The following is an 18,626-nucleotide window of genomic DNA, read 5'->3' on the forward strand; positions in this document are numbered from 1 at the left end:
GTAGTTATTCAGCAGGATTGACACCGGCGTCGGCCATGTCAATGCTCTCGGTGCGACTTCGCGCGCCTGCAATGTTCAGGACGCATGCGGCAACAGTCGGCCGGACGGGCCGCAGGTGACGGTTCCTCTCTCGGTCCATATGTTCTAAGGTCCATAGCGAACGATTCCCTGTACCGAGCCCGCCCCGACGGAGGCCGACGCCGTGAAGGCCCTGATGGTCATGTTCGACACCCTGAACCGGCGCTTCCTGCCGCCGTACGGCGCCGAGGGGGTGCACGCCCCCCATTTCACCCGGCTCGCCGAGCGCACCGCCGCGTTCGACACCTGCTACGCGGGCAGCATGCCGTGCATGCCGGCCCGCCGGGAGCTGCACACCGGCCGGTACAACTTCCTGCACCGCGGCTGGGGACCGCTGGAGCCCTTCGACGACTCGGTGCCGCAACTGCTGGGCGAGCACGGCGTCCACACCCACCTGGTCACCGACCACCCGCACTACTGGGAGGACGGCGGCGCGACGTACCACAACCGCTTCCGCTCCTACGAGTTCTTCCGCGGTCAGGAGGGCGACCCGTGGAAGGGCCAGGTCGCCGACCCCGACATCCCCGACTCCCCGCGCACGATGCGCGGGCCGGCGTGGCGCCAGGACTGGGTCAACCGGCAGCACCTCACCGACGAGGCCGACCACCCGCAGACCCGCACCTTCGACGCGGGCCTGGAGTTCCTGCGCACCAACCACGCCGAGGACGGCTGGTTCCTGCAGATCGAGACCTTCGACCCGCACGAGCCGTTCCTCAGCTACGACCGCCACAGGCAGCACTACCCCCACGACTACGCCGGCCCGCACTTCGACTGGCCCGACTACCGGCGGGTCCTGGAGACGCCCGAGCAGGTCGAGCACGCCCGCCTGGAGTACGCGGCGCTGCTGACCATGTGCGACGCCTCGCTCGGCCGGGTCCTCGACGCCATGGACGGACTGGACCTGTGGGACGACACCCTGCTGATCGTCTGCACCGACCACGGCCTGCTGCTCGGCGAGCGCGGCTGGTGGGGCAAGAACATCCAGCCCTGGTACGACGAGACGATCCACACCCCGCTGTTCGTCTGGGACCCGCGCAGCCGCGTCCGGGGCGAACGCCGCACCTCCCTGGTGCAGACGATCGACCTGGCGCCCACCCTGCTGGACTGGTTCGGCCTCGCCCCGACGCCGGACATGCAGGGCCGGTCGCTGCGCGACACCGTCGCCGCCGACGCGCCGGTGCGCGAGGCGGGGCTGTTCGGCTCCTTCGGCGGGCACGTCAGCGTCACCGACGGCCGCCACGTCTACATGCGCGCCTGCGCGGACCCCGGCAACCAGCCGCTGTTCGAGCACACACTGATGCCCACCCACATGCGCGCCCGCTTCAGCCCGGCCGAACTGCGCGGGGCGCAGCTGGTGCCGCCGTTCCCCTTCAGCAAGGACGTGCCGCTGCTGCGCACCCCCGGGTCGGCGATCAGCAGCCCGTACGCCTTCGGCACCCTGCTGTTCGACCTCACGGCCGACCCCGGCCAGGAACACCCCCTGGTCGACGACGCGGTGGAGCTGCGGATGGCCGCACTACTGGTGGACCTGCTGCGCGCGAGCGACGCACCCGAGAGCCAGTACCGGCGCCTCGGACTGCCCGCCGAGGGGCCGGTCACCACCGAACACCTGCTCGCGCGCGTGCAGCGGCCGCAGGCGGAGCTGGGGCTGCGGCCCGGGCCCCGCCCCGAGGACTACCCCGCCGGACCGCGTAGCGTGCACACGCCCATCGCCCGGCTGCTCGCCGACCCCGAGGCGGAGAAGATCGTGCGGGGCGCCTTCGGCCCGCTGCTGGACGGGCCCTTCGCGGCCGTCCTCACGCAGCTGTCGCTGCTCCACGTCGCCGCGACGGTCACCGGCATGCTCCCGCAGGAGCGGCTGCGCTCGCTCGCCGACCAGCTCGCCGCGCTGCCCGAGCCGGCCGCCGCGCCCGAGCCGGCCGCCGCGCCCGAGCCGGCCGCCGCGCCCGAGCCGGTCGCCGCGCCCGAGCCGGTCGCCGCGCCCGAGCCGGTTGCCGTGCCCGAGCCGGCCACCGCGCCCCGGAACGGCTGAGGGAGTCAGCGTGCACACCTGCTGCACCCCGGGCCGCCCCGGCCGTGTCCACGCCTGCGCGCCCGGCACCGTCGAGCTGCTACCGCCGCCGCCGGTCCCGCCCCGACGGCGGGCGCCGCACACCGCACCCGAAGTCGTCGACCTGCCCGGCGGCGAGTTCCGGATGGGCGACCACTTCGACGAGGGCTACCCGGACGACGGCGAACGCCCGGTGCACCGCGTCGTTCTGGAACCCTTCGCGATCGGGACGACCACGGTGACCAACGCCCAGTTCGCCGCGTTCGCCGCCGCCACCGGCCACCGCACCGACGCCGAGCGGTACGGCTCCTCCGCCGTCTTCCACCTGGCACTGCGCGCCCGTCCGCGCGACGTGCTGGGGAGGGCGCCGCGCACCCCGTGGTGGCTGGAGGTCGCGGGCGCCGACTGGGCGCACCCGGGCGGACCGCTCTCCTCGTGGCAGGAACTGCCCGACCACCCCGTCGTGCACGTCTCCTGGCACGACGCCGTCGCCTACTGCCGCTGGTCGGGCACCCGGCTTCCCACCGAGGCCGAATGGGAGTACGCGGCACGCGGCGGCCACCGGGGCCGCCGCTACCCCTGGGGCGACGACCTCACCCCGGACGGCCAGGACCGGTGCAACATCTGGCACGGCGACTTCCCCACGCACAACACGCTGCGCGACGGCCACCTGACCACCGCTCCGGTGCGCTCCTTCCCGCCCAACGACTTCGGCCTGTACGAGAGCGCCGGGAACGTCTGGGAGTGGTGCGCCGACTGGTTCTCGCCCGCCTACTACCGCCGCTCGCCGCGGCACGACCCGCTCGGCCCGCGCACCGGCACCGCACGGGTCACCCGCGGCGGCTCCCACCTGTGCCACCGCAGCTACTGCAACCGCTACCGCCTCGCGGCCCGCTCCGCCAACACCCCCGAGTCCTCGTCCGGCAACTGCGGCTTCCGCGTCGTGCGGGCCGCTCCCGGCCCGGCCTGATCGGCTACCTTGGGCCGACGCCACCACCCCACCCTGAGGAACGCTTCACCGATGCGCCTGGAACACCTCATCCTCGGCCTGCTGGCCGTGCGCCCGTTCTCCGGCTACGACATGCGCAAGTGGATGGAGGGCAAGGGCAAGTACCTCGGCTACGGGGTCCAACTGCCGCAGATCTACCGCACCCTGCCCAAGCTCGTGGCCAACGGCTGGGCCGCGTTCGAGCTGGACCCGCGCGCCGGCCGGCCCGACGCCAAGGTCTACCGGCTCACCGAAGCCGGCCGCCAGGAACTGCTCGCCTGGGCCCGCTCACCCTACGAGCCCTCACCCCGCATGACCGACAGCGACTTCCGCCTGCGCTTCCTGTTCGCCGGCCAACTGGGACCCGAGTTCGCCCTCGACCTGCTGCGCACCGAGCTCGACTACCGGCTCGCGCATGTCGGCGAACCGGGCTGGATGGACTTCCTCACCGACGAAGCCGCTGACGGAGCCGCTCACGGGGCCGCTGACGGAGCCACTGCGGAAGCCACCGCCGGCTCCCTGGTCGACGCCGCGTGGGCCAACGCGGTCCGCCTGGCCGCCCACGAGCACGGCTACCGGGCCATGGCCTCCTACATCGCCTGGCTGCAACTCACCCTCGCCCGCCTCGAACTCCAGGCCGGCCTGCCGCCCAGCCGCACCCCCTACCGGGGACGGCCTGCGGACACGCCCTGACCCTCCGGCGTCGGGTGTGCCGCCGGAGAACGGCGGCGAGCTTCCCGTCGCGGGCCGCGCGATCGACGTGCCGCGCGCCCGTGCGCTCCACGGCCGACCGTGACGACGCCGGCCTCCGGATCGCCGCCGGCGTCCCGGCCGTCCCGGCGCGGCCGTGGCCGCGGCCGCCGCCGGGAGCGCGGGCAGCGCCGGGACGCCGAGCCCGGGCGGTGGTCAGCCGAGCCGGGGCCAGGCCAGCAGCTGCTCCAGGACGGCCGGGTCGCCGGTCGCGAGCAGATCGGCGGACGGGCGGCGGCGGTGCAGGGCGAGCAGCAGGTCGCTCGCGGTGCCGGCGAGTTCCAGCACGGCGGGGTCCTGCCCGGGGGCGGCCTCCGCCGGGGCGAGGTCGAGGGCCAGCTCGGGGCCCTCGGCGGTGCGCAGCCGGACGGCGGCGGGGGCGTGCGGCCACGGGGCGGACATCGCCCAGTACAGGTCGCGGAACTCGGCCAGGCCGTCCAGGGCGACGGCCTCCGGCAGCGGGAGGGGCGCGCCGAGGGCGAGTTGGGCGTCGTGGGCGTGCACGGCGGCCTCCTGCACCTGGTGGCGGGCGATCGCCCCGCTGTCGCCGGGGACGTCGCTGCCCTGCCACCACGTCCAGCAGGCGCGGTCGGGACCGGCCTCCCGGAGCGCCGCGAGCATGGCGGCGGTCGCCGCCTCGGCGTCGGCCAGGGCCCGGGCGGCCGGGAGGCCGGTCTCCAGCTCGGGGCGCTGCGGGGTGAAGCCGGGGCCCGCGGCCACGGCCGCCGCCCAGAACAGGTGCACGCCGGTGATGTGGCCGAGCAGGTCCGACAGCGCCCAGTCGGGACAACTGGGGACGCGGGCCGTCAGGTCGGGCGCCTCGGCGACGGCCTTGCGCAGCGCGGCGGAGCGTTCGTCGACGAGGTCCAGCAGGTCCGAAAAGGCAAGTGGGACAGTCATCCTGACTGCCTATCACGGACGGGTGACAACGAGGCCGCGCCCGCCGACCCCCCGTCTCGGGGCCCTCCGTCTCCTGGCTCCCCGTCTCCGGGCTCCCCGTCGGGCCCGAGGGCGAGGCGGCCGAGCGGGGTGACGCCGGTCCCGGTGACGCCGATCCGGGTGATCAGGCCGTGCGCGATCCGCAGCCGGATCGGCGCGTACGGGCGGCCGCCGGGGGCGATCACGGCGGCGGGTGGGCGCGGTGAGCGGCGCGGTGGAGGGGGTCCTGCTGGTCGGCACGGTGTGCTGCGCGTCGGCGAACGCCGTGGCGGTGGTGGCGAAACTGGTGCGGGGCCCGGCCGGGCTCGGTCCGGCGGTGCCCGGTCTGCCGGGGCGGACCCTGGCGGCGCTCGGTCCGGCGGCGTCCGTCGGGCCGGTGCTGTTCTCCGTCGGCGCGGTGGCGGCGCACGTACGGGCGGGGGTGCTCCACGCCCTCGGGTTCCCGGCGGTGTCCCTGCTGTCGGCGGCGGCCTCGGTCGGCCACTTCGGCTTCGGCTGAGCGCGCCGGGGAACCGCCTGCCGCCGTCGGCTCGCGCCTGTCCGCCTGCCCGCGCCCGTCGGCCTGCCCGTGGCAACGCGCCGACGCCCGGCGGCCGTTCGAGCGCCCGGTGCCGACCCGCGCCGACCTCGGCACCGCCTGCGCGGTACGCGGTGCGCGGTGGCGCGACATGGTTCGATCCCGCCCGGTCGTGCTGGCCGGGCGGGATCGAGGGGGCGGCACCGCCCGGGGTCGGAGGAGGCTCCCCGCCCGTCGGAGCCCCGGGCGGTGCCGGCTCGGGGGGGCCGGCGCCCGTCGGGTGACGGGTGTCGGCCGGTCGGCTGGTGTCCGTGGGAAGCCGGACGTCAGCCGGGGAGGGGCGTCCGTCCGGGGACGGACGCCCCTCGGGCATCAGGCCCCGAACACCTGGAACTCGGAGAGCTGCGCGGCGGGCCAGCCGGTGTTGCCGGTGACGTTCAGGCGCAGGTAGCGGGTCGAGGTGGCCGGGAGGTTGATGGTGACGGTGTTGCCGGTGGCCGGGTCGAAGGTGTAGCCGGCCGAGCCCACCAGGGTGGTGAAGGTGGTGCCGTTGGTGGAGCCCTGGACGGTGACGGTCTGGGTCCGGGAGGCCCAGGCGCTGGCCGGGGGCAGCTTCAGGACGGCCTTGGTCAGGCTGCGGGAGCAGCCCAGGTCGACCTGGATCCACTGCGGGAAGGCGTTGTTGGCGCTCTCCCAGTACGAGTTGGCGTCACCGTCGACCGCGTTGCCCGGACCGTAGGTCTGGCTGGTGCCGGAGGCGGTGGCCGGACGGCCCTGCGCCAGGTTGCCGCTGCCGGTCGGGCAGGTCGGCCCCGAGGGGGACGAGGACGGCGAGGACGACGGGGAGGAGGACGGCGAGGAGCTGCCGTTGCCGCCGCCGAACACCTGGAACTCGGAGAGCTGCGCGGCGGGCCAGCCGGTGTTGCCGGTGACGTTCAGGCGCAGGTAACGGGTCGGCGTGGCCGGGAGGTTGATGGTGACGGTGTTGCCGGTGGCCGGGTCGAAGGTGTAGCCGGCCGAGCCCACCAGGGTGGTGAAGGTGCTGCCGTCGGTGGAGCCCTGGACGGTGACGGTCTGGGTCCGGGAGGCCCAGGCGCTGGCCGGCGGGAGCTTGAGGACGGCCTTGGTCAGGCTCAGCGAGCAGCCCAGGTCGACCTGGACCCACTGCGGGAAGGCGTTGTTGGCGCTCTCCCAGTAGGTGTTGGCGTCACCGTCGACGGTGTTGCCGGGGCCGTAGGTCTGGCTGGTGCCGGAGGCGGTGGCCGGACGGCCCTGCGCCAGGTTGCCGGTGCCGCTCGGGCAGGTCGGCGGGGTGGAGGTGGAGGGCGACGGGGACGGGGACGGCGAGGAGGGGTTCGAGGTGGACGGGGACGGGGACGGCGAGGAGCTGCCGTTGCCGCCGCCGACCGGGACGCCGTTGTACGTCCAGACCGGCGCGGGCCACTGGCCGGTGCAGGTCGAGCCGGTGATGCCGGAGTTGCCGCCGCCGTCGGTGATCTGGAAGCCGGTGCCCACGCAGTTGTGGATCGGGGTGGCGGACTGCGCGATGTTCTTGGCCTTGACGTTGGTGAACTTCATCTGGGCGTTGGCCTGCGCCTGGATGGCGTAGGTGCCCGCGCCGTCGATGTTCACGTTGGTCAGGTTGACGCCGGTGACACCGCCCTCGATGGTCTGGATCGCCTCGTAGGAGCTGTCCAGGATGTCGGTGTCGGTGATGTTGATGGTCGCGCCGGTGATCGGCTCGTTCAGGCCGTCGAACCAGATCGCGCCGACGCCGAACTGCCAGTTGAAGTCGCTGTTTCCGGTGCGGATCAGGGTGTTGCGGGCGGCGGTGATGGTGCCGGCGACGGCGGTGCCGCTGCCGGAGTTGACGCCCGGGTAGCGGTTGGCGATGTGCAGGCCGCCGCCGTTGCTGATGGTGTCGGACATGACGTTGTCCGAGATGGTGAAGTCCTTGCCGCCGTACGTGACGATGTTGTTGGCGAGGATCGGCAGCACCACCGTGTTGTGGGTGAAGCTGTCGTTGGTGTTCGCCACCCGCTCCGGCCAGGAGGCCAGGCCGTCGTCACCGGTGTTGCGCACGAAGGTGTTGGTGACCGTCGAGTTGGTCACGCCGGTGTGGAAGTTGACGCCGTCCGCGGTCTGGTCGAGGATGCGGCTGTTCTTGATGGTGAGCCGGTCCATCGGACCGTCCATCCAGGCGCCGACCTTGGTGTGCTGGATCCACAGGTTGTCCACCGTGGAGTTGGACATCGCGCCGCCCAGGCCGTTGACCTGGTCCTCGTCGACCCGCTCGCGGATGTCGCCGATGATGGCGAAGTCCTTGAGCGTGACGTTCTGGCTCGGGCCGCCGGAGGTGACGTACTTGCCGTAGATGCCGGCCGCGTGGCTGCGGTTGTTCGGGTCGCGCCCGCCCAGCACGCTGTACCAGGGGCCCGCACCGGCCAGCGTCACCTTGTCCACGATCACGTGGTCGTACAGGGTGAAGTTGCCCTGCGGGATGTAGACCGTCCGGCCCTGCGCCGCACCGGCGTTCACCGCGGCCTGGAACTTGGCGGTGGAGTCGGTGGCGCCGGTGGGGTCGGCGCCGAAGTCCGCGACCACGTCGATCGCGTTGGCGGGCTTGGCGATCGGCGCGCCGACGTTCTCGAAGTCGGCCAGGTCGATGGTGAAGGTCGGCGACTGGGCGGTGGAGGACACCTGCAGCCGGATCTTCGTCCCGGCCGGGTAGGTGCTGCCCAGCAGGGTGCGGGTCTCGTCGAAGAAGTGGTGCGGGTTGGTGTCGCCCGGGTTGTTGTTGAACGGGTAACCGCCGTAGTACCAGCTGTACTTGGAGGTCACGTCGACGTTCTTCAGCTTCTGCCCGTTGACCAGCAGGTCCATCGAGGCGTCGCGGCCCTTGCCGTCCGAGGAGTCCGGCAGGCTGTAGCGGAAGTCGATCGAGTTGGCGGGCGCGGTGAGCGTGAACTCGACGTACTGGCCGACCGCGTTCAGCGTCACGGCCTGCCGGCCGGAGGCTTCCGAGGGCAGGTGGCCGTACAGCCGGTCCGGCCCGACCACGGTGCCGTTGGTGGCCGCGTACTCGGCCTCCTGCTCGATGAACGGGACGGTCGCGCCGCGGTTCGGGACGGCCAGCGGGGAGAGCGCGGGGACGGCGGCGGCGTGGGCCGTACCGGCGTTGACGAACGCCGCCGCCAGCAGGCCGGAGGCGCCCAGGGCGAGCGTCGCCAGGGACGCGACGGTCCGTCTGGCGCGGGTGGGGGGATTCAGCATGGATGACCGTGCTTCCTGCGGGGGAGGCCCGGGTGGTGGCCGGGCGTGCCGAGCGTAGGACGCTGTGCGGCAGGAAGTCCACGGGTGAACGCAAAAAAGATACAGATTGACGCAAGATCAGATGTGAAGGGACGGTGGAACCCAACTGTAGGGCCCATGTCAGGGCATCCGGCTCAGGGCGCGGACCCGATCAGGGCGTCGCCCGTCGGGGTGCGCCGGTAGAGCACCGAGCGGCCCGCGCGGGCCCGGGAGAGCAGGCCCGCGGCGCGCAGCACGGCGAGGTGGTCGGCGACGGCGCCGGGGGACTGGTGCAGGCTGCGGGCGAGCTGGGTGGTGCTGGCGGGGGTGTCCAGGGCGGCCAGGACGCGGGCGCGGGAGCGGCCGAGCAGGGCGGCCAGCGCGTCGGGCGGGACGGCGGCGCCCGGCTCCCACAGCGCGGAGATGCCGCGGGCCGGGTAGATCAGGGTGCACGGCCACGGCTCGTCGTGGTGCGCGGCGACGCCCGGCCAGACGAACACCGAGGGGACCAGCAGCAGGCCCGCGCCGCGCAGCGAGTAGGTGGTGGCGGCGTCGAACGGCGGGACGTCGATGCCGCCGTCCCGCCAGCGGACGTTCTCGTGCAGCCCGGCCAGCGCCGCCGCCCAGCCGCGTCGGCCCAACTCGCCCGCCCGGTGCACCACGTCGCGCTCGCACAGGGCCCGCAGCTGCGGCCAGTCCCGGGCCAGCAGACCGTGCCAGGCGCGGTCGAGCGCCCCGGCGACCTGCCGGACGGCGTCCGGCGCGGCCAGCACCGCCCGGGCCGCAGCGTCGGTGTCCGGGCGGGCCGCCAGGCAGCGGGCGATCTCGGCGCGGGCCGGCTCCGGCGGAGCGGCCAGGATCGCGGCCAGGTCGTCCGCCCAGGTCTGCGCCATGCCGCGCGGCGGGATGGCGATGAAGTCCGCCCCGAACCTCTCGTTGTGCAGCGCCAGCGCGGCCCGCACCGCCGGGTCCGCCCGCAGCCGCAGGAAGGCCGGGCGCAGCCGCTCCCGCCACCCCGGCGGCAGCGACCGCTCCCCGCCCCGGTCCAACAGCCGCAGCAGATTGGCCAGTTCGAACGCGGGCGAGAGCGCGAACCGGCTGCGCACCAGGTCCTCCGCGGCGACCTCGAACCTCAGCATCCGGCGCTCCCTCCACCCTCCCCGCCGGGCCGTCCGACGGCTTCCTGACGGCCGCCCGACCGCTGCCCGCTCGCGGCCCGTCCGCCGCCCGTCCCCGTGACCCTACGTCCGGGGACGAATCTCTCGCCCACACCGGCCCCCGGCCGCCAGGCTCACCGGCATGACGACCTACCGCGAGGTACTGGGCGACCCGCGCTTCCGCCTGCTGTTCACCACCCGCACCCTCGGCATCGTCGGGGACTCGCTGCGGATCACCACCCTGGCCGTGCTGATCTACGCGGGCACCGGCTCCGCGCTGCTGAGCGCCGTCGCCTTCGGCATCGGGTTCCTGCCGCAACTGCTCGGCTCGATGCTGCTCGGCTCGCTCACCGACAGCCTGCGCCCCCGGCCGCTGATCACGGCCGGGTACCTGCTGGACGCCACCGCCGCTGCCCTGCTCGCCCTGGTGCGGATGCCGGTCGCGGCCGGCCTGCTGCTGGTCGGCGCGGTCGCGGTACTCACCCCCGTGTTCAACGGCGCCTCCAGCCGCCTGGTCGCGCAGACCCTGCACGGGGACGCCTACGTGCTGGGCCGGTCGCTGACCCAGATCGCCTCCTCCGGCGCCCAGTTGCTCGGCCTGGCCGGCGGCGGCGTGGCGGTCGCCCTGCTCGGCCCGCACGGCGCCCTGCTGGTCGCCGCCGGGCTGCACCTCGCCGACGCACTCGCGATCCGGCTGCGGCTGCCCGACCTGCCGCCCCTGCGGCGGGCCACCGGCTCGGTGCTCCGGCAGAGCCTGCGCGGCAACGGCGACCTGCTGCGCCGCACCCCCGTCCGCCGTCTGCTGCTCGCCCAGTGGCTGCCGTCCGCCGCCGTGACCGGCGCCGAGTCGCTGGTCGTCGCGTACGCCGGGGCCCGGGGCTTCCCGGCCGGCGGGTACGGGTTCCTGCTGGCCTGCCTGCCGGTCGGGATGCTGCTCGGTGACCTGCTGGTCGGACGGTTCGCCGCCCCCGCCACCCGGGAGCGGCTGGTCGCGCCGCTGGCCGCGCTGACGGGCCTGCCGCTGCTGGTCTTCGCGCTGCCCGTGCCCCTGCCGCTGTGCGCCGCCGCCCTGCTGGCCGCCGGTCCCGGCTTCGCCTACGCGCTCGGCCTCCAGCGCTCCTTCCTGGACGTGCTCCCGGCGGACGGCCAGGGCCAGGCGTTCACCCTGCTCGGCTCCGGCACCATGACCCTCCAGGGCGTCGGCCCCGCCCTGTTCGGCACCGTCGCCACCTTCACCGGCACCGGCCCCGCGATGGCCATCGCGGGCGCGGCCGCCGTCCTGACCGCGTTCTGGATCGCCACCTGGCACCGCCCGCCCCGCCCCGCCGCCGCGTCCCCCACGGCCGCGGCGGCGGCCTGAGGCTCCGTTCCCCGGCTCCGGTCACTCACGTCGCTTCCGCGCCGCCGCCCCCGCCCCCGTCGGCCAGGAACGGGCGCAGCAGCGCGAGGAGGGCGTGCGGCCGGTGCAGCGGGACGATGTGGCCGCAGTCCTCGATGAGGTGCCCGGTGAGGTCGTCGGTGATCGGGCGGAGCTGGCGCTCCAGCGCCGCGCCGACCGGCCGGGCGCCCAGCGCCATCGTCGGCACCGTCAGGCGGGCGGTGGCGACCGCGCGTTCGATCTGGGCCGCGCTCTCGGGCAGCGCCCGGTAGTAGGAGAACGCGCGGCCCAGCGCCCGGCGGCCGGTGTACGCGCGGACGAAGGCGTCCCGGAGGGCGGGGCGGACCCCGTCGCCGAGGGTGCCGGCGTCCAGGAACCAGTCGACGTAGGCGGCCTCGTGGCCCTCCAGCACGGTCTCGGCCAGGCCGGACGCGGCGCGGTGGAAGCCGAACCACCACGGCGGCCCGCCGGCCAGGAACTCCTCGGCGCCGGGCAGCCCGCCCAGCACGGACTCCATGACGGCCAGGCGCCGGACGAGGTCCGGGCGGCGCAGGGCGAGCAGGAAGGCCGGCGGGGCGCCCGCGTCGATGCCCACCACCGCGGCCGAGGGGACGCCGAGCGCGGCCAGCAGCGCCGCGGCGTCCTCGGCCAGCGTCCCGGCGTCGTAGCCGGTGGCCGCCGCGCCGCTGGCGCCGAACCCGCGCAGGTCGGGCGCGATGACGCGGTGGCGGTCGGAGAGGCCGGCCATGACGTCCGTCCACAGCTCCCAGGTGTGCGGGAAGCCGTGCAGCAGCAGGACGGCCGGGCCCGACCCGGCGAGTGCGACGTTCAGGTCGACGCCGTTGACGGGGACGCGCCGCAGTTCGGGCACGGAGGGGCTCCAGGTGGGGTGGGGAACGGTGACCACCTCACGCTAGGGACCTATCCTGGCCCCTCCAAGACGGCACTTCTCCCTCAGGTGGTGAGCCCGGAGTGACCACGTCCGAGTCCGATGGACCCGGTCGGCGGCCCGGTGAGCGGGGCGACCTGCTGGACCCGCTCTGCCCGACCCGCCGACTGCTCGACCGGATCGGCACCAAGTGGACCTCGATGGTGGTCAAGGTGCTGGCCGAGGAGGCGCCGGACGAGCTGCGCTTCGCGGAACTGCGGCGCCGCGTCCCCGGCATCTCGCAGAAGATGCTGTCCGTCACCCTGCGCGGCCTCGTCCGCGACGGCCTGGTCGCGCGCCGGGTGGAACCCACCGTGCCGCCCGCCGTCCACTACCGGCTCACCGCACTCGGCCTGTCCCTCGAGGGGCCGCTCTCCGCCCTGCGGGTCTGGGCCGAGACGCACATGCCGGAGATCGACCGCAGCAACCGGCTCGCCGACGGGTGAGCCGTCGGCGAGCCGGTTGCTGCGGGGCGGGGGTGCCGACCCGGGGTCAGGGCTTGAGGATCAGGCGGATCGGGTCGCCCTGCTTGCTGTGCAGGCGCTCGACGGCCTCGGCGGCCCGTTCCAGCGGGAGGACCTCGCTGACGGAGCGGGAGAAGTCGAGGCGGCCGCCCGCGGCGAGGGCGATGAGCTGGGGGACGGCGTTCTCCTCGGAGCCGTAGTGGCCGAGGATCCGCTGCTGGAGGTAGGAGAAGCGGATGCTGTCCCGGACCGTCAGGGGCTGGTCGGTGAGGCCGACCAGGACCAGGCGGCCGTGCGCGCCCAGCACCTTCAGCGCCTGCTCGCGGACGGCGGGCACGCCGGCGAAGTCGAACGCGGCGGACAGGCCCGCGCCGCCGGTGGCCGCGCCGATCTTCGCGGCGAGCTCGGGATCGGCGGAGTCCAGGGCGAGGTCCGCGCCGAAGGCGAGGGCGCGTTCGCGGGCGGCCGGGGCGGGGTCGACGGCGACGATCGGGTTGGCGCCGATCGCGCGCAGCAGCTGCACGCCGTGCGCGCCCAGGCCGCCGACGCCCCAGACGCCGACCGGCTCGGCGGGGCGCACCCCGCCGGTGGTGGTGACGGCGCCCCACGGGGTGGAGACCGCGTCCGGGATGATCGAGCCCTGCTCGAACGGGATCGTGTCGGGCAGCCGGAACAGCGTGTCGGTGCGGGCCAGCGCGTACTCGGCCCAGCCGCCGTCGTAGTCCACGCCGCGCGTCCAGGTGGTCCCGTCGCGCTTCTCGCCGGCCTGCAGCACCACCCGGTCGCCGACCTGCCAGGCACCCGACCCGGGGCCGGGCTCGGCGACGGTGCCCGCGACCTCGTGGCCCAGCGTGACGCTCTCGCCGGGCAGGTACAGCGGGGTGAGCGAGCCGTCGATCAGGTGGACGTCGGACAGGCAGACGCCCGCCGCCTCCACCTTGACCAGCACCTGGCCGGGGCCGGGAACGGGACGCTCCACCTCCTCCACGCTCAGGGTGCGGGTGGGAACGTGCAGACGGACGGCACGCATCACAGCCATGGTCGATCCTCTCCGGCCGTCGGCGAGCCGTCGGCGGCCTCGTTGCCGCTCGCGACGGCCCGGCCGGTTGCGGCCCGGACTATCGCAAGGTGACTTGCGTTGTCGAGGCTACGACGCCGCCCGGTGCAACGCAAGGTCGCTTGCGTTAGGCTCCGGGTGTGCCCGCGAAAGAACCGTCCCGGGAGGAACCGCCCGGGGGAGAGCCGCCTCGGGAAGAGCCGCCCGGGGAAGAAGTGCCGGACGCCGCGCCGCAGACCGTGGCCGGCACCGCCCCGCTGCGCCGGCGCGGTGCCGCGATGCGCCGGGCGGTCCTCGACGCGACGGTGCGCCTGCTCGCCGAGGGCGGCCTGGAGGCCGCCAGCGTCGCGGCGGTCGCCGCCGCCGCCGGGGTGCACGAGACCTCGGTGTACCGCAACTGGGGCACCCGGGAGCGCCTGCTGCGCGAAGCGCTCGCCGACTACACCGACCAGGCCATGCCGCTGCCCGACACCGGCAGCCTCCGCACCGACCTGCACCGGCTGCTCACCGCCCTCGGCGCCTTCCTCGACACCCCCGAGGGCCCGGCCCTGCTGCACCTGAGCATCGCCCCCGCCACCGCCGAGACCCGCAGCGGACGCGACGCCTACTGGGCCGACCGCCTCGACCGCGCCGAACAGCTCCTGCGCCGGGCCGCCGCCCGCGGCGAGATCCGCCCCGACGCCGACCCCCGCGCCGCCGTCGAGGCCCTGATGAGCCCGCTGTTCGCCCGCCACCTGCTGCTCGGCGAACCCGTCACGCCCGCCTTCGTCACCGCCCTGGTCGACCTGGTCCTGGACGGCCTCGCCCCGCGCTGAGCCCGGCGGCCACGGTGGGCCGACGACGGCCCGGGTGACCGTGCTCGACGGCGGCTCCGGCAGCGGCAGGACCAGCCTCGCGCGGGCCCTTCAGGCCCGACTGCCGCGCCCCTGACCGGCCTTCGGCATCGACGGCCCGGCCGCCGCGCTGCCCCCGGCCCGGCGGGAGAGCGGCGACGGCATCGGCTTCGCCACCGACGGCACCGTCCCGGTCGGCGACGCCTTCCGCGCGCTGGAGGCCGCCCGGACGGCCGGCGCCGCCGCCACCGCCCGGGCCGGCGCCCCGGTCATCGTCGACGACGTGTCCCTCTCCGGCCCCGCCTCCCCGCAGCGCCGGCGCGAAGCCCTGCACGGCCCGGACGTCCTCCGGATCGCCGTCCGCTGCGACCCCGCCGAGGCCGCCGCCCGCGACCGCGCCCGCGGCGACCGCGCCACCGGCATGGCCGCCGACCAGGCGGTCCGCGTCCACCGCGGCGTCCACTGCGACCTCGGGTCGGACACCACCTGCACCCCGCCCGCCGTCTGCGCCCGCGCCGTCGAATCCCACCCCCGGTAAGGGAGTTGACGGCACGTCAGCTGGTGGTGATCGGTCGAAGCGGCAGGGCCCGGCTGGGGTGCGGCGCGGTCCGGGCCCGTCCCGGGAACCGGAGCCGGAGGGTCAGTCGGAGCGCAGGCCCGCCAGACGGGCCAGGAAGCGCGTCTCCGGGTCCTCGCCCCGGCCCGCGTGCGTCCGGGGGACGGCGGTGAGGGCGCTCAGGGCGCGGCACCAGGCCAGCAGGCGGTCGGGGGAGAGGCCGGGGACGAGCGCGGCCAGCCGGTCGGTCCGCCGCCGTAGCGCGGCCAGGTCGGTGACGCCCTCCAGGGCCCAGTCCACGGCGTCGAAGTCCGGGTCGCCCCAGGTCGGTCGCGGGTCGATCGCCACCAGGCGCCCGCCGGGGCCGGAGAGCACGTTGGACGGGTGCAGGTCGCCGTGCACCAGCCCGGTCGGCCCGTCGGCGGCGAGGGCCAGGGCCGCCGCCCGGGGCCCGGCCAGGTCGCTCCCGGCCCCGGCGGCGGACGCGCGGCGCTCGGCGAGGTCGAACAGGAAGTCGATCCGGTGCGCGAGCGGGCGCAGGCCGGAGCCTCCCGCGGGCCGGGCGGCGGAGCGCAGGTCCCGCAGCAGGGAGGCGACCCCGGGCAGGGTCCAGCCGAGCTGCCGCACCGGCGTACCGGGCCGGACGTCCGCCAGCAGCAGCGCCCCGGCGGCGGTGTCCGCCGCGAGCAGCGCGACGACCGACGCCCTGCCCGCCCAGACGCGCAGGGCCGCCGCCTCCTCGCCCGCGATCGAGGGATCGGGCGTCAGCTTCAACCACACCCGGGCCCCGTCGCCGCGCCGCACGCAGCGGAACACCCGCGAGGTGCCCCCGCCCCCCGCCGCGACCGGCTCCAGCCCCCACCGCCCGGCCAACTCCCCGACCAGTCCGGGCAGCGCGTCGCACCACCCGAGCACCCCGCCCCCGAACCGCCCGACGAACCGCTCCCGCACCTCCGGCCCGACCCGAGCCAACTCCTCCACCGCGCCCTCCCCGGCCCACCGATCCGGATGTCGGGTCAGATCCCGGTCCCGGTCCCGGGCATCCTACGGGCGCGATCCGTCCCGCTCGGTGGCCGGGGGAGGGGCGGGTGGGTCAGTGCGCGCCCACCGAGGTGATCTTGACGACGGCGCGGCCCTCCTCGTCGGAGCCGTAGAGGTCGACCTCGGCGGAGATGCCCCAGTCGTGGTCGCCGTTGGGGTCGTCGAAGATCTGGCGGACGCGCCACAGGCCCTCGTCCTCGACCTCCTCGATCAGCAGCATCTTGGGGCCGCGCGCGTTCGGGCCGGTGAAGAGGTCGTCGTACTCCTCCCAGTAGCCGTCCATCGCGTCGGCCCAGCGGTCGGCGTTCCAGCCGTCCTCGCCGTCGAGTTCGGCCAGCGCGTCGTACTGCTCCAGGGCGCACAGCTCGACCCGGCGGAAGAGCTCGTTGCGGACCAGGACGCGGAAGGCCCGGGCGTTGGCCGTGACGGGGGCGGGCTTGTCGTCCAGGCGGACCTCGGCGGCCTCCGGCTCGGTCGGGTTGGCGAGCGCCTCCCACTCGTCCAGCAGCGAGGAGTCGACCTGGCGGACGAGTTCGCCCAGCCAGGCGATGACGTCCTTGAGGTCGTCGGTCTTGATGTCGTCCGGGACGGTCTGCTCCAGCGCCTTGAACGCGCCCGCCAGGTAGCGCAGCACGATGCCCTCGGTGCGGGCCAGCTCGTAGAAGCCCACGTAGTCGGTGAAGGTCATCGCGCGTTCGTACAGGTCGCGCACCACGGACTTCGGCCGCAGCGGGTGGTCGCCGATCCACGGGTGGGCCCGGCGGTACACCTCGTAGGCGTGGCCGAGCTGCTCCTCCAGCGGCTTCGGGTAGCTGATCTCCTGGAGCCGGTTCATCCGCTCCTCGTACTCGATCCCGTCGCGCTTCATCTCCGCGACGGCCTCGCCGCGCGCCTTGTTCTCCTGCGAGGCGAGGATCTGCCGCGGGTCGTCGAGGGTGGCCTCCACGACCGAGACCACGTCCAGCGCGTACGAGGGCGACTCCGGGTCGAGCAGGTCGAAGGCGGCCAGCGCGAAGGTGGACAGCGGCTGGTTGAGCGCGAAGTTCTCCTGCAGGTCGAGGGTCAGCCGGGCGATCCGGCCCTCGGCGTCCGGCTCGTCGAACTGCTCGACCACGCCGCCCTCCCGCAGCGAGCGGTAGATGGCGATCGCGGTGCGGATGTGGCGGCGCTGCGCGGCGCGGTCCTCGTGGTTGTCGGTGAGCAGCTTGCGCATCGCCTCGAACGCGTTGCCCGGGCGGCCGATCACCGACAGCAGCATCGCGTGGCTGACCTTGAACCGGGAGACCAGCGGCTCCGGGTCGGCCCCGATCAGGCGCTCGAAGGTCTCCTCGGTCCAGGACACGAAGCCGTCCGGGGCCTTCTTGCGGACCACCTTCTTGCGCTTCTTCGGGTCGTCCCCGGCCTTGGCCAGCGCCCGGTCGTTCTCCACCACGTGCTCGGGGGCCTGCGCCACCACCTGGCCGACGGTGTCGAACCCGGCCCGGCCCGCGCGCCCGGCGATCTGGTGGAACTCGCGGGCCCGCAGGATCCGCACCCGCTGCCCGTCGTACTTGGACAGCGCGGTGAACAGCACCGTGCGGATCGGCACGTTGACGCCCACGCCGAGCGTGTCGGTGCCGCAGATCACCTTCAGCAGGCCGGCCTGCGCCAGCCGCTCCACCAGGCGGCGGTACTTGGGCAGCATGCCGGCGTGGTGCACGCCGATGCCGTGCCGCACGTACCGGGACAGGTTGCGGCCGAACTTGGTGGTGAAGCGGAAGTTGCCGATCAGGGCGGCGATCGCGTCCTTCTCCTGCTTGGAGCACATGTTGATGCTCATCAGGGACTGCGCCCGCTCCACCGCCTCCTTCTGGGTGAAGTGCACCACGTACACCGGCGCCTGCCCGGTGGTCAGCAGCTCCTCCAGGGTGTCGTGCAGGTTGGTGCGCCGGTACTCGTAGAACAGCGGCACCGGACGGGTCGCCGAGCGCACCACGGTGGTCGGGCGGCCGGTGCGGCGGGTCAGGTCCTCCTCGAAGCGGCGGACGTCGCCGAGCGTGGCCGACATCAGCAGGAACTGCACCTGCGGGAGTTCGAGGATCGGGATCTGCCAGGCCCAGCCGCGGTCCGGCTCGGCGTAGAAGTGGAACTCGTCCATCACGACCTGGCCGATGTCGGCGCGCGGGCCGTCGTGCAGGGCGATCTGGGCCAGCACCTCGGCGGTGCAGCAGATGATCGGCGCGGTCGGGTTCACCGAGGCGTCGCCGGTCATCATGCCGACCTGCTCGGTGCCGAAGACCTTGCACAGGTCGAAGAACTTCTCCGACACCAGCGCCTTGATCGGCGCGGTGTAGAACGTCCGCTTGCCCTCGGCCAGCGCGGCGAAGTGCGCGCCCGCCGCGACCAGGGACTTCCCGGAGCCGGTCGGCGTCGCCAGGATCACGTTGTTCCCGGAGACCAGCTCGATCAGCGCCTCCTCCTGGGCTGGGTAGAGGGTGATACCGCGCTCCGACGCCCACTCGGCGAAGGTCTCGAACAGCGAGTCGGGCGTGGCGGGCTTCGGCATCAGGTCCAGGAGGGTCACCCCGCTATCTTGCCCGTCCGGGATCACCGCGGGCAA

The 18,626-nt window shown here is 74.6% G+C and carries 15 protein-coding genes and 1 pseudogene; 8 read left to right on the plus strand and 8 right to left on the minus strand.

Going from position 1 to position 18,626, the window contains the following annotated elements:
• Positions 1 to 202 precede the first annotated feature (202 nt).
• From ACIP60_RS16805 to ACIP60_RS16815, 3 genes are read left to right on the plus strand one after another with little or no spacing between them, the layout of a single operon-like run.
• Positions 203 to 2,110, plus strand: coding sequence for a sulfatase (locus tag ACIP60_RS16805; protein ID WP_400684692.1), 1,908 nt, complete (start codon positions 203 to 205; stop codon positions 2,108 to 2,110).
• A 10-nt stretch (positions 2,111 to 2,120) separates the two neighbouring features.
• Entirely contained in the window at positions 2,121 to 3,098 is a 978-nt protein-coding gene (locus ACIP60_RS16810; protein ID WP_400684695.1) for a formylglycine-generating enzyme family protein, read from the plus strand.
• 51 nt (positions 3,099 to 3,149) lie between these two features.
• Positions 3,150 to 3,809, plus strand: coding sequence for a PadR family transcriptional regulator (locus ACIP60_RS16815; RefSeq protein ID WP_400684698.1), 660 nt, complete (start codon positions 3,150 to 3,152; stop codon positions 3,807 to 3,809).
• 213 nt (positions 3,810 to 4,022) lie between these two features.
• On the opposite strand, the gene ACIP60_RS16820 is transcribed toward ACIP60_RS16815, so the two are convergent.
• Positions 4,023 to 4,766 carry a maleylpyruvate isomerase N-terminal domain-containing protein gene (locus tag ACIP60_RS16820; protein WP_400684700.1) on the minus strand — a complete coding sequence of 248 codons (744 nt, stop codon included), beginning with the start codon at positions 4,764 to 4,766 and terminating at the stop codon, positions 4,023 to 4,025.
• A 241-nt stretch (positions 4,767 to 5,007) separates the two neighbouring features.
• Between ACIP60_RS16820 and ACIP60_RS16825 the strand changes: the two genes are divergently transcribed.
• Positions 5,008 to 5,304, plus strand: coding sequence for a DoxX family protein (locus ACIP60_RS16825; RefSeq protein ID WP_400684702.1), 297 nt, complete (start codon positions 5,008 to 5,010; stop codon positions 5,302 to 5,304).
• Between the two features lie 390 nt (positions 5,305 to 5,694).
• Here the strand turns inward: ACIP60_RS16825 and ACIP60_RS16830 are convergent, their stop codons facing one another.
• From ACIP60_RS16830 to ACIP60_RS16840, 3 genes and pseudogenes are all read right to left on the minus strand, one after another.
• Positions 5,695 to 6,207 (minus strand): discoidin domain-containing protein, encoded by a 513-nt coding sequence (locus ACIP60_RS16830; RefSeq protein WP_400685363.1) that lies wholly within the window; start codon positions 6,205 to 6,207, stop codon positions 5,695 to 5,697.
• A pseudogene (locus tag ACIP60_RS16835) lies at positions 6,202 to 8,595 on the minus strand (discoidin domain-containing protein); the annotation flags it as partial. The gene ACIP60_RS16830 and the pseudogene ACIP60_RS16835, both read right to left, overlap by 6 nt.
• A gap of 173 nt (positions 8,596 to 8,768) precedes the next feature.
• Complete coding sequence (locus ACIP60_RS16840) at positions 8,769 to 9,752, minus strand: DUF5937 family protein (protein ID WP_400684705.1); 984 nt, start codon at positions 9,750 to 9,752, stop codon at positions 8,769 to 8,771.
• A 160-nt stretch (positions 9,753 to 9,912) separates the two neighbouring features.
• Between ACIP60_RS16840 and ACIP60_RS16845 the strand changes: the two genes are divergently transcribed.
• A complete protein-coding gene (locus ACIP60_RS16845; protein ID WP_400684707.1) occupies positions 9,913 to 11,130 on the plus strand; it encodes an MFS transporter in 1,218 nt (405 codons plus the stop codon).
• 25 nt (positions 11,131 to 11,155) lie between these two features.
• On the opposite strand, the gene ACIP60_RS16850 is transcribed toward ACIP60_RS16845, so the two are convergent.
• Positions 11,156 to 12,019 carry an alpha/beta fold hydrolase gene (locus ACIP60_RS16850; protein ID WP_400684709.1) on the minus strand — a complete coding sequence of 288 codons (864 nt, stop codon included), beginning with the start codon at positions 12,017 to 12,019 and terminating at the stop codon, positions 11,156 to 11,158.
• A gap of 101 nt (positions 12,020 to 12,120) precedes the next feature.
• On the opposite strand from ACIP60_RS16850, the gene ACIP60_RS16855 reads away from it, so the two are divergent.
• Entirely contained in the window at positions 12,121 to 12,522 is a 402-nt protein-coding gene (locus tag ACIP60_RS16855; RefSeq protein WP_400684712.1) for a winged helix-turn-helix transcriptional regulator, read from the plus strand.
• 46 nt (positions 12,523 to 12,568) lie between these two features.
• Here the strand turns inward: ACIP60_RS16855 and ACIP60_RS16860 are convergent, their stop codons facing one another.
• Entirely contained in the window at positions 12,569 to 13,579 is a 1,011-nt protein-coding gene (locus ACIP60_RS16860; protein ID WP_400684715.1) for a zinc-binding dehydrogenase, read from the minus strand.
• A 296-nt stretch (positions 13,580 to 13,875) separates the two neighbouring features.
• On the opposite strand from ACIP60_RS16860, the gene ACIP60_RS16865 reads away from it, so the two are divergent.
• Together ACIP60_RS16865 and ACIP60_RS16870 are read left to right on the plus strand one after the other, a co-directional pair.
• Positions 13,876 to 14,412: a TetR-like C-terminal domain-containing protein gene (locus ACIP60_RS16865; RefSeq protein WP_100840530.1), complete on the plus strand. Its 537-nt coding sequence runs from the start codon at positions 13,876 to 13,878 to the stop codon at positions 14,410 to 14,412.
• 127 nt (positions 14,413 to 14,539) lie between these two features.
• On the plus strand, positions 14,540 to 14,968 hold the full coding sequence (locus ACIP60_RS16870; RefSeq protein WP_400685367.1) for a chemotaxis protein: 429 nt from the start codon (positions 14,540 to 14,542) through the stop codon (positions 14,966 to 14,968).
• A gap of 102 nt (positions 14,969 to 15,070) precedes the next feature.
• Here ACIP60_RS16870 and ACIP60_RS16875 read toward each other — a convergent pair whose 3' ends face one another.
• Together ACIP60_RS16875 and ACIP60_RS16880 are read right to left on the minus strand one after the other, a co-directional pair.
• The gene (locus ACIP60_RS16875) at positions 15,071 to 15,967 is read right to left on the minus strand and encodes an aminoglycoside phosphotransferase family protein (protein ID WP_400684718.1); all 897 of its coding nucleotides are present in this window, start codon (positions 15,965 to 15,967) and stop codon (positions 15,071 to 15,073) included.
• Between the two features lie 112 nt (positions 15,968 to 16,079).
• The gene (locus ACIP60_RS16880) at positions 16,080 to 18,572 is read right to left on the minus strand and encodes a DEAD/DEAH box helicase (protein ID WP_400685370.1); all 2,493 of its coding nucleotides are present in this window, start codon (positions 18,570 to 18,572) and stop codon (positions 16,080 to 16,082) included.
• Positions 18,573 to 18,626: the final 54 nt, after the last annotated feature.

The organism is Kitasatospora sp. NPDC088783, from assembly GCF_044750705.1.
GTDB lineage: Bacteria > Actinomycetota > Actinomycetes > Streptomycetales > Streptomycetaceae > Kitasatospora > Kitasatospora fiedleri.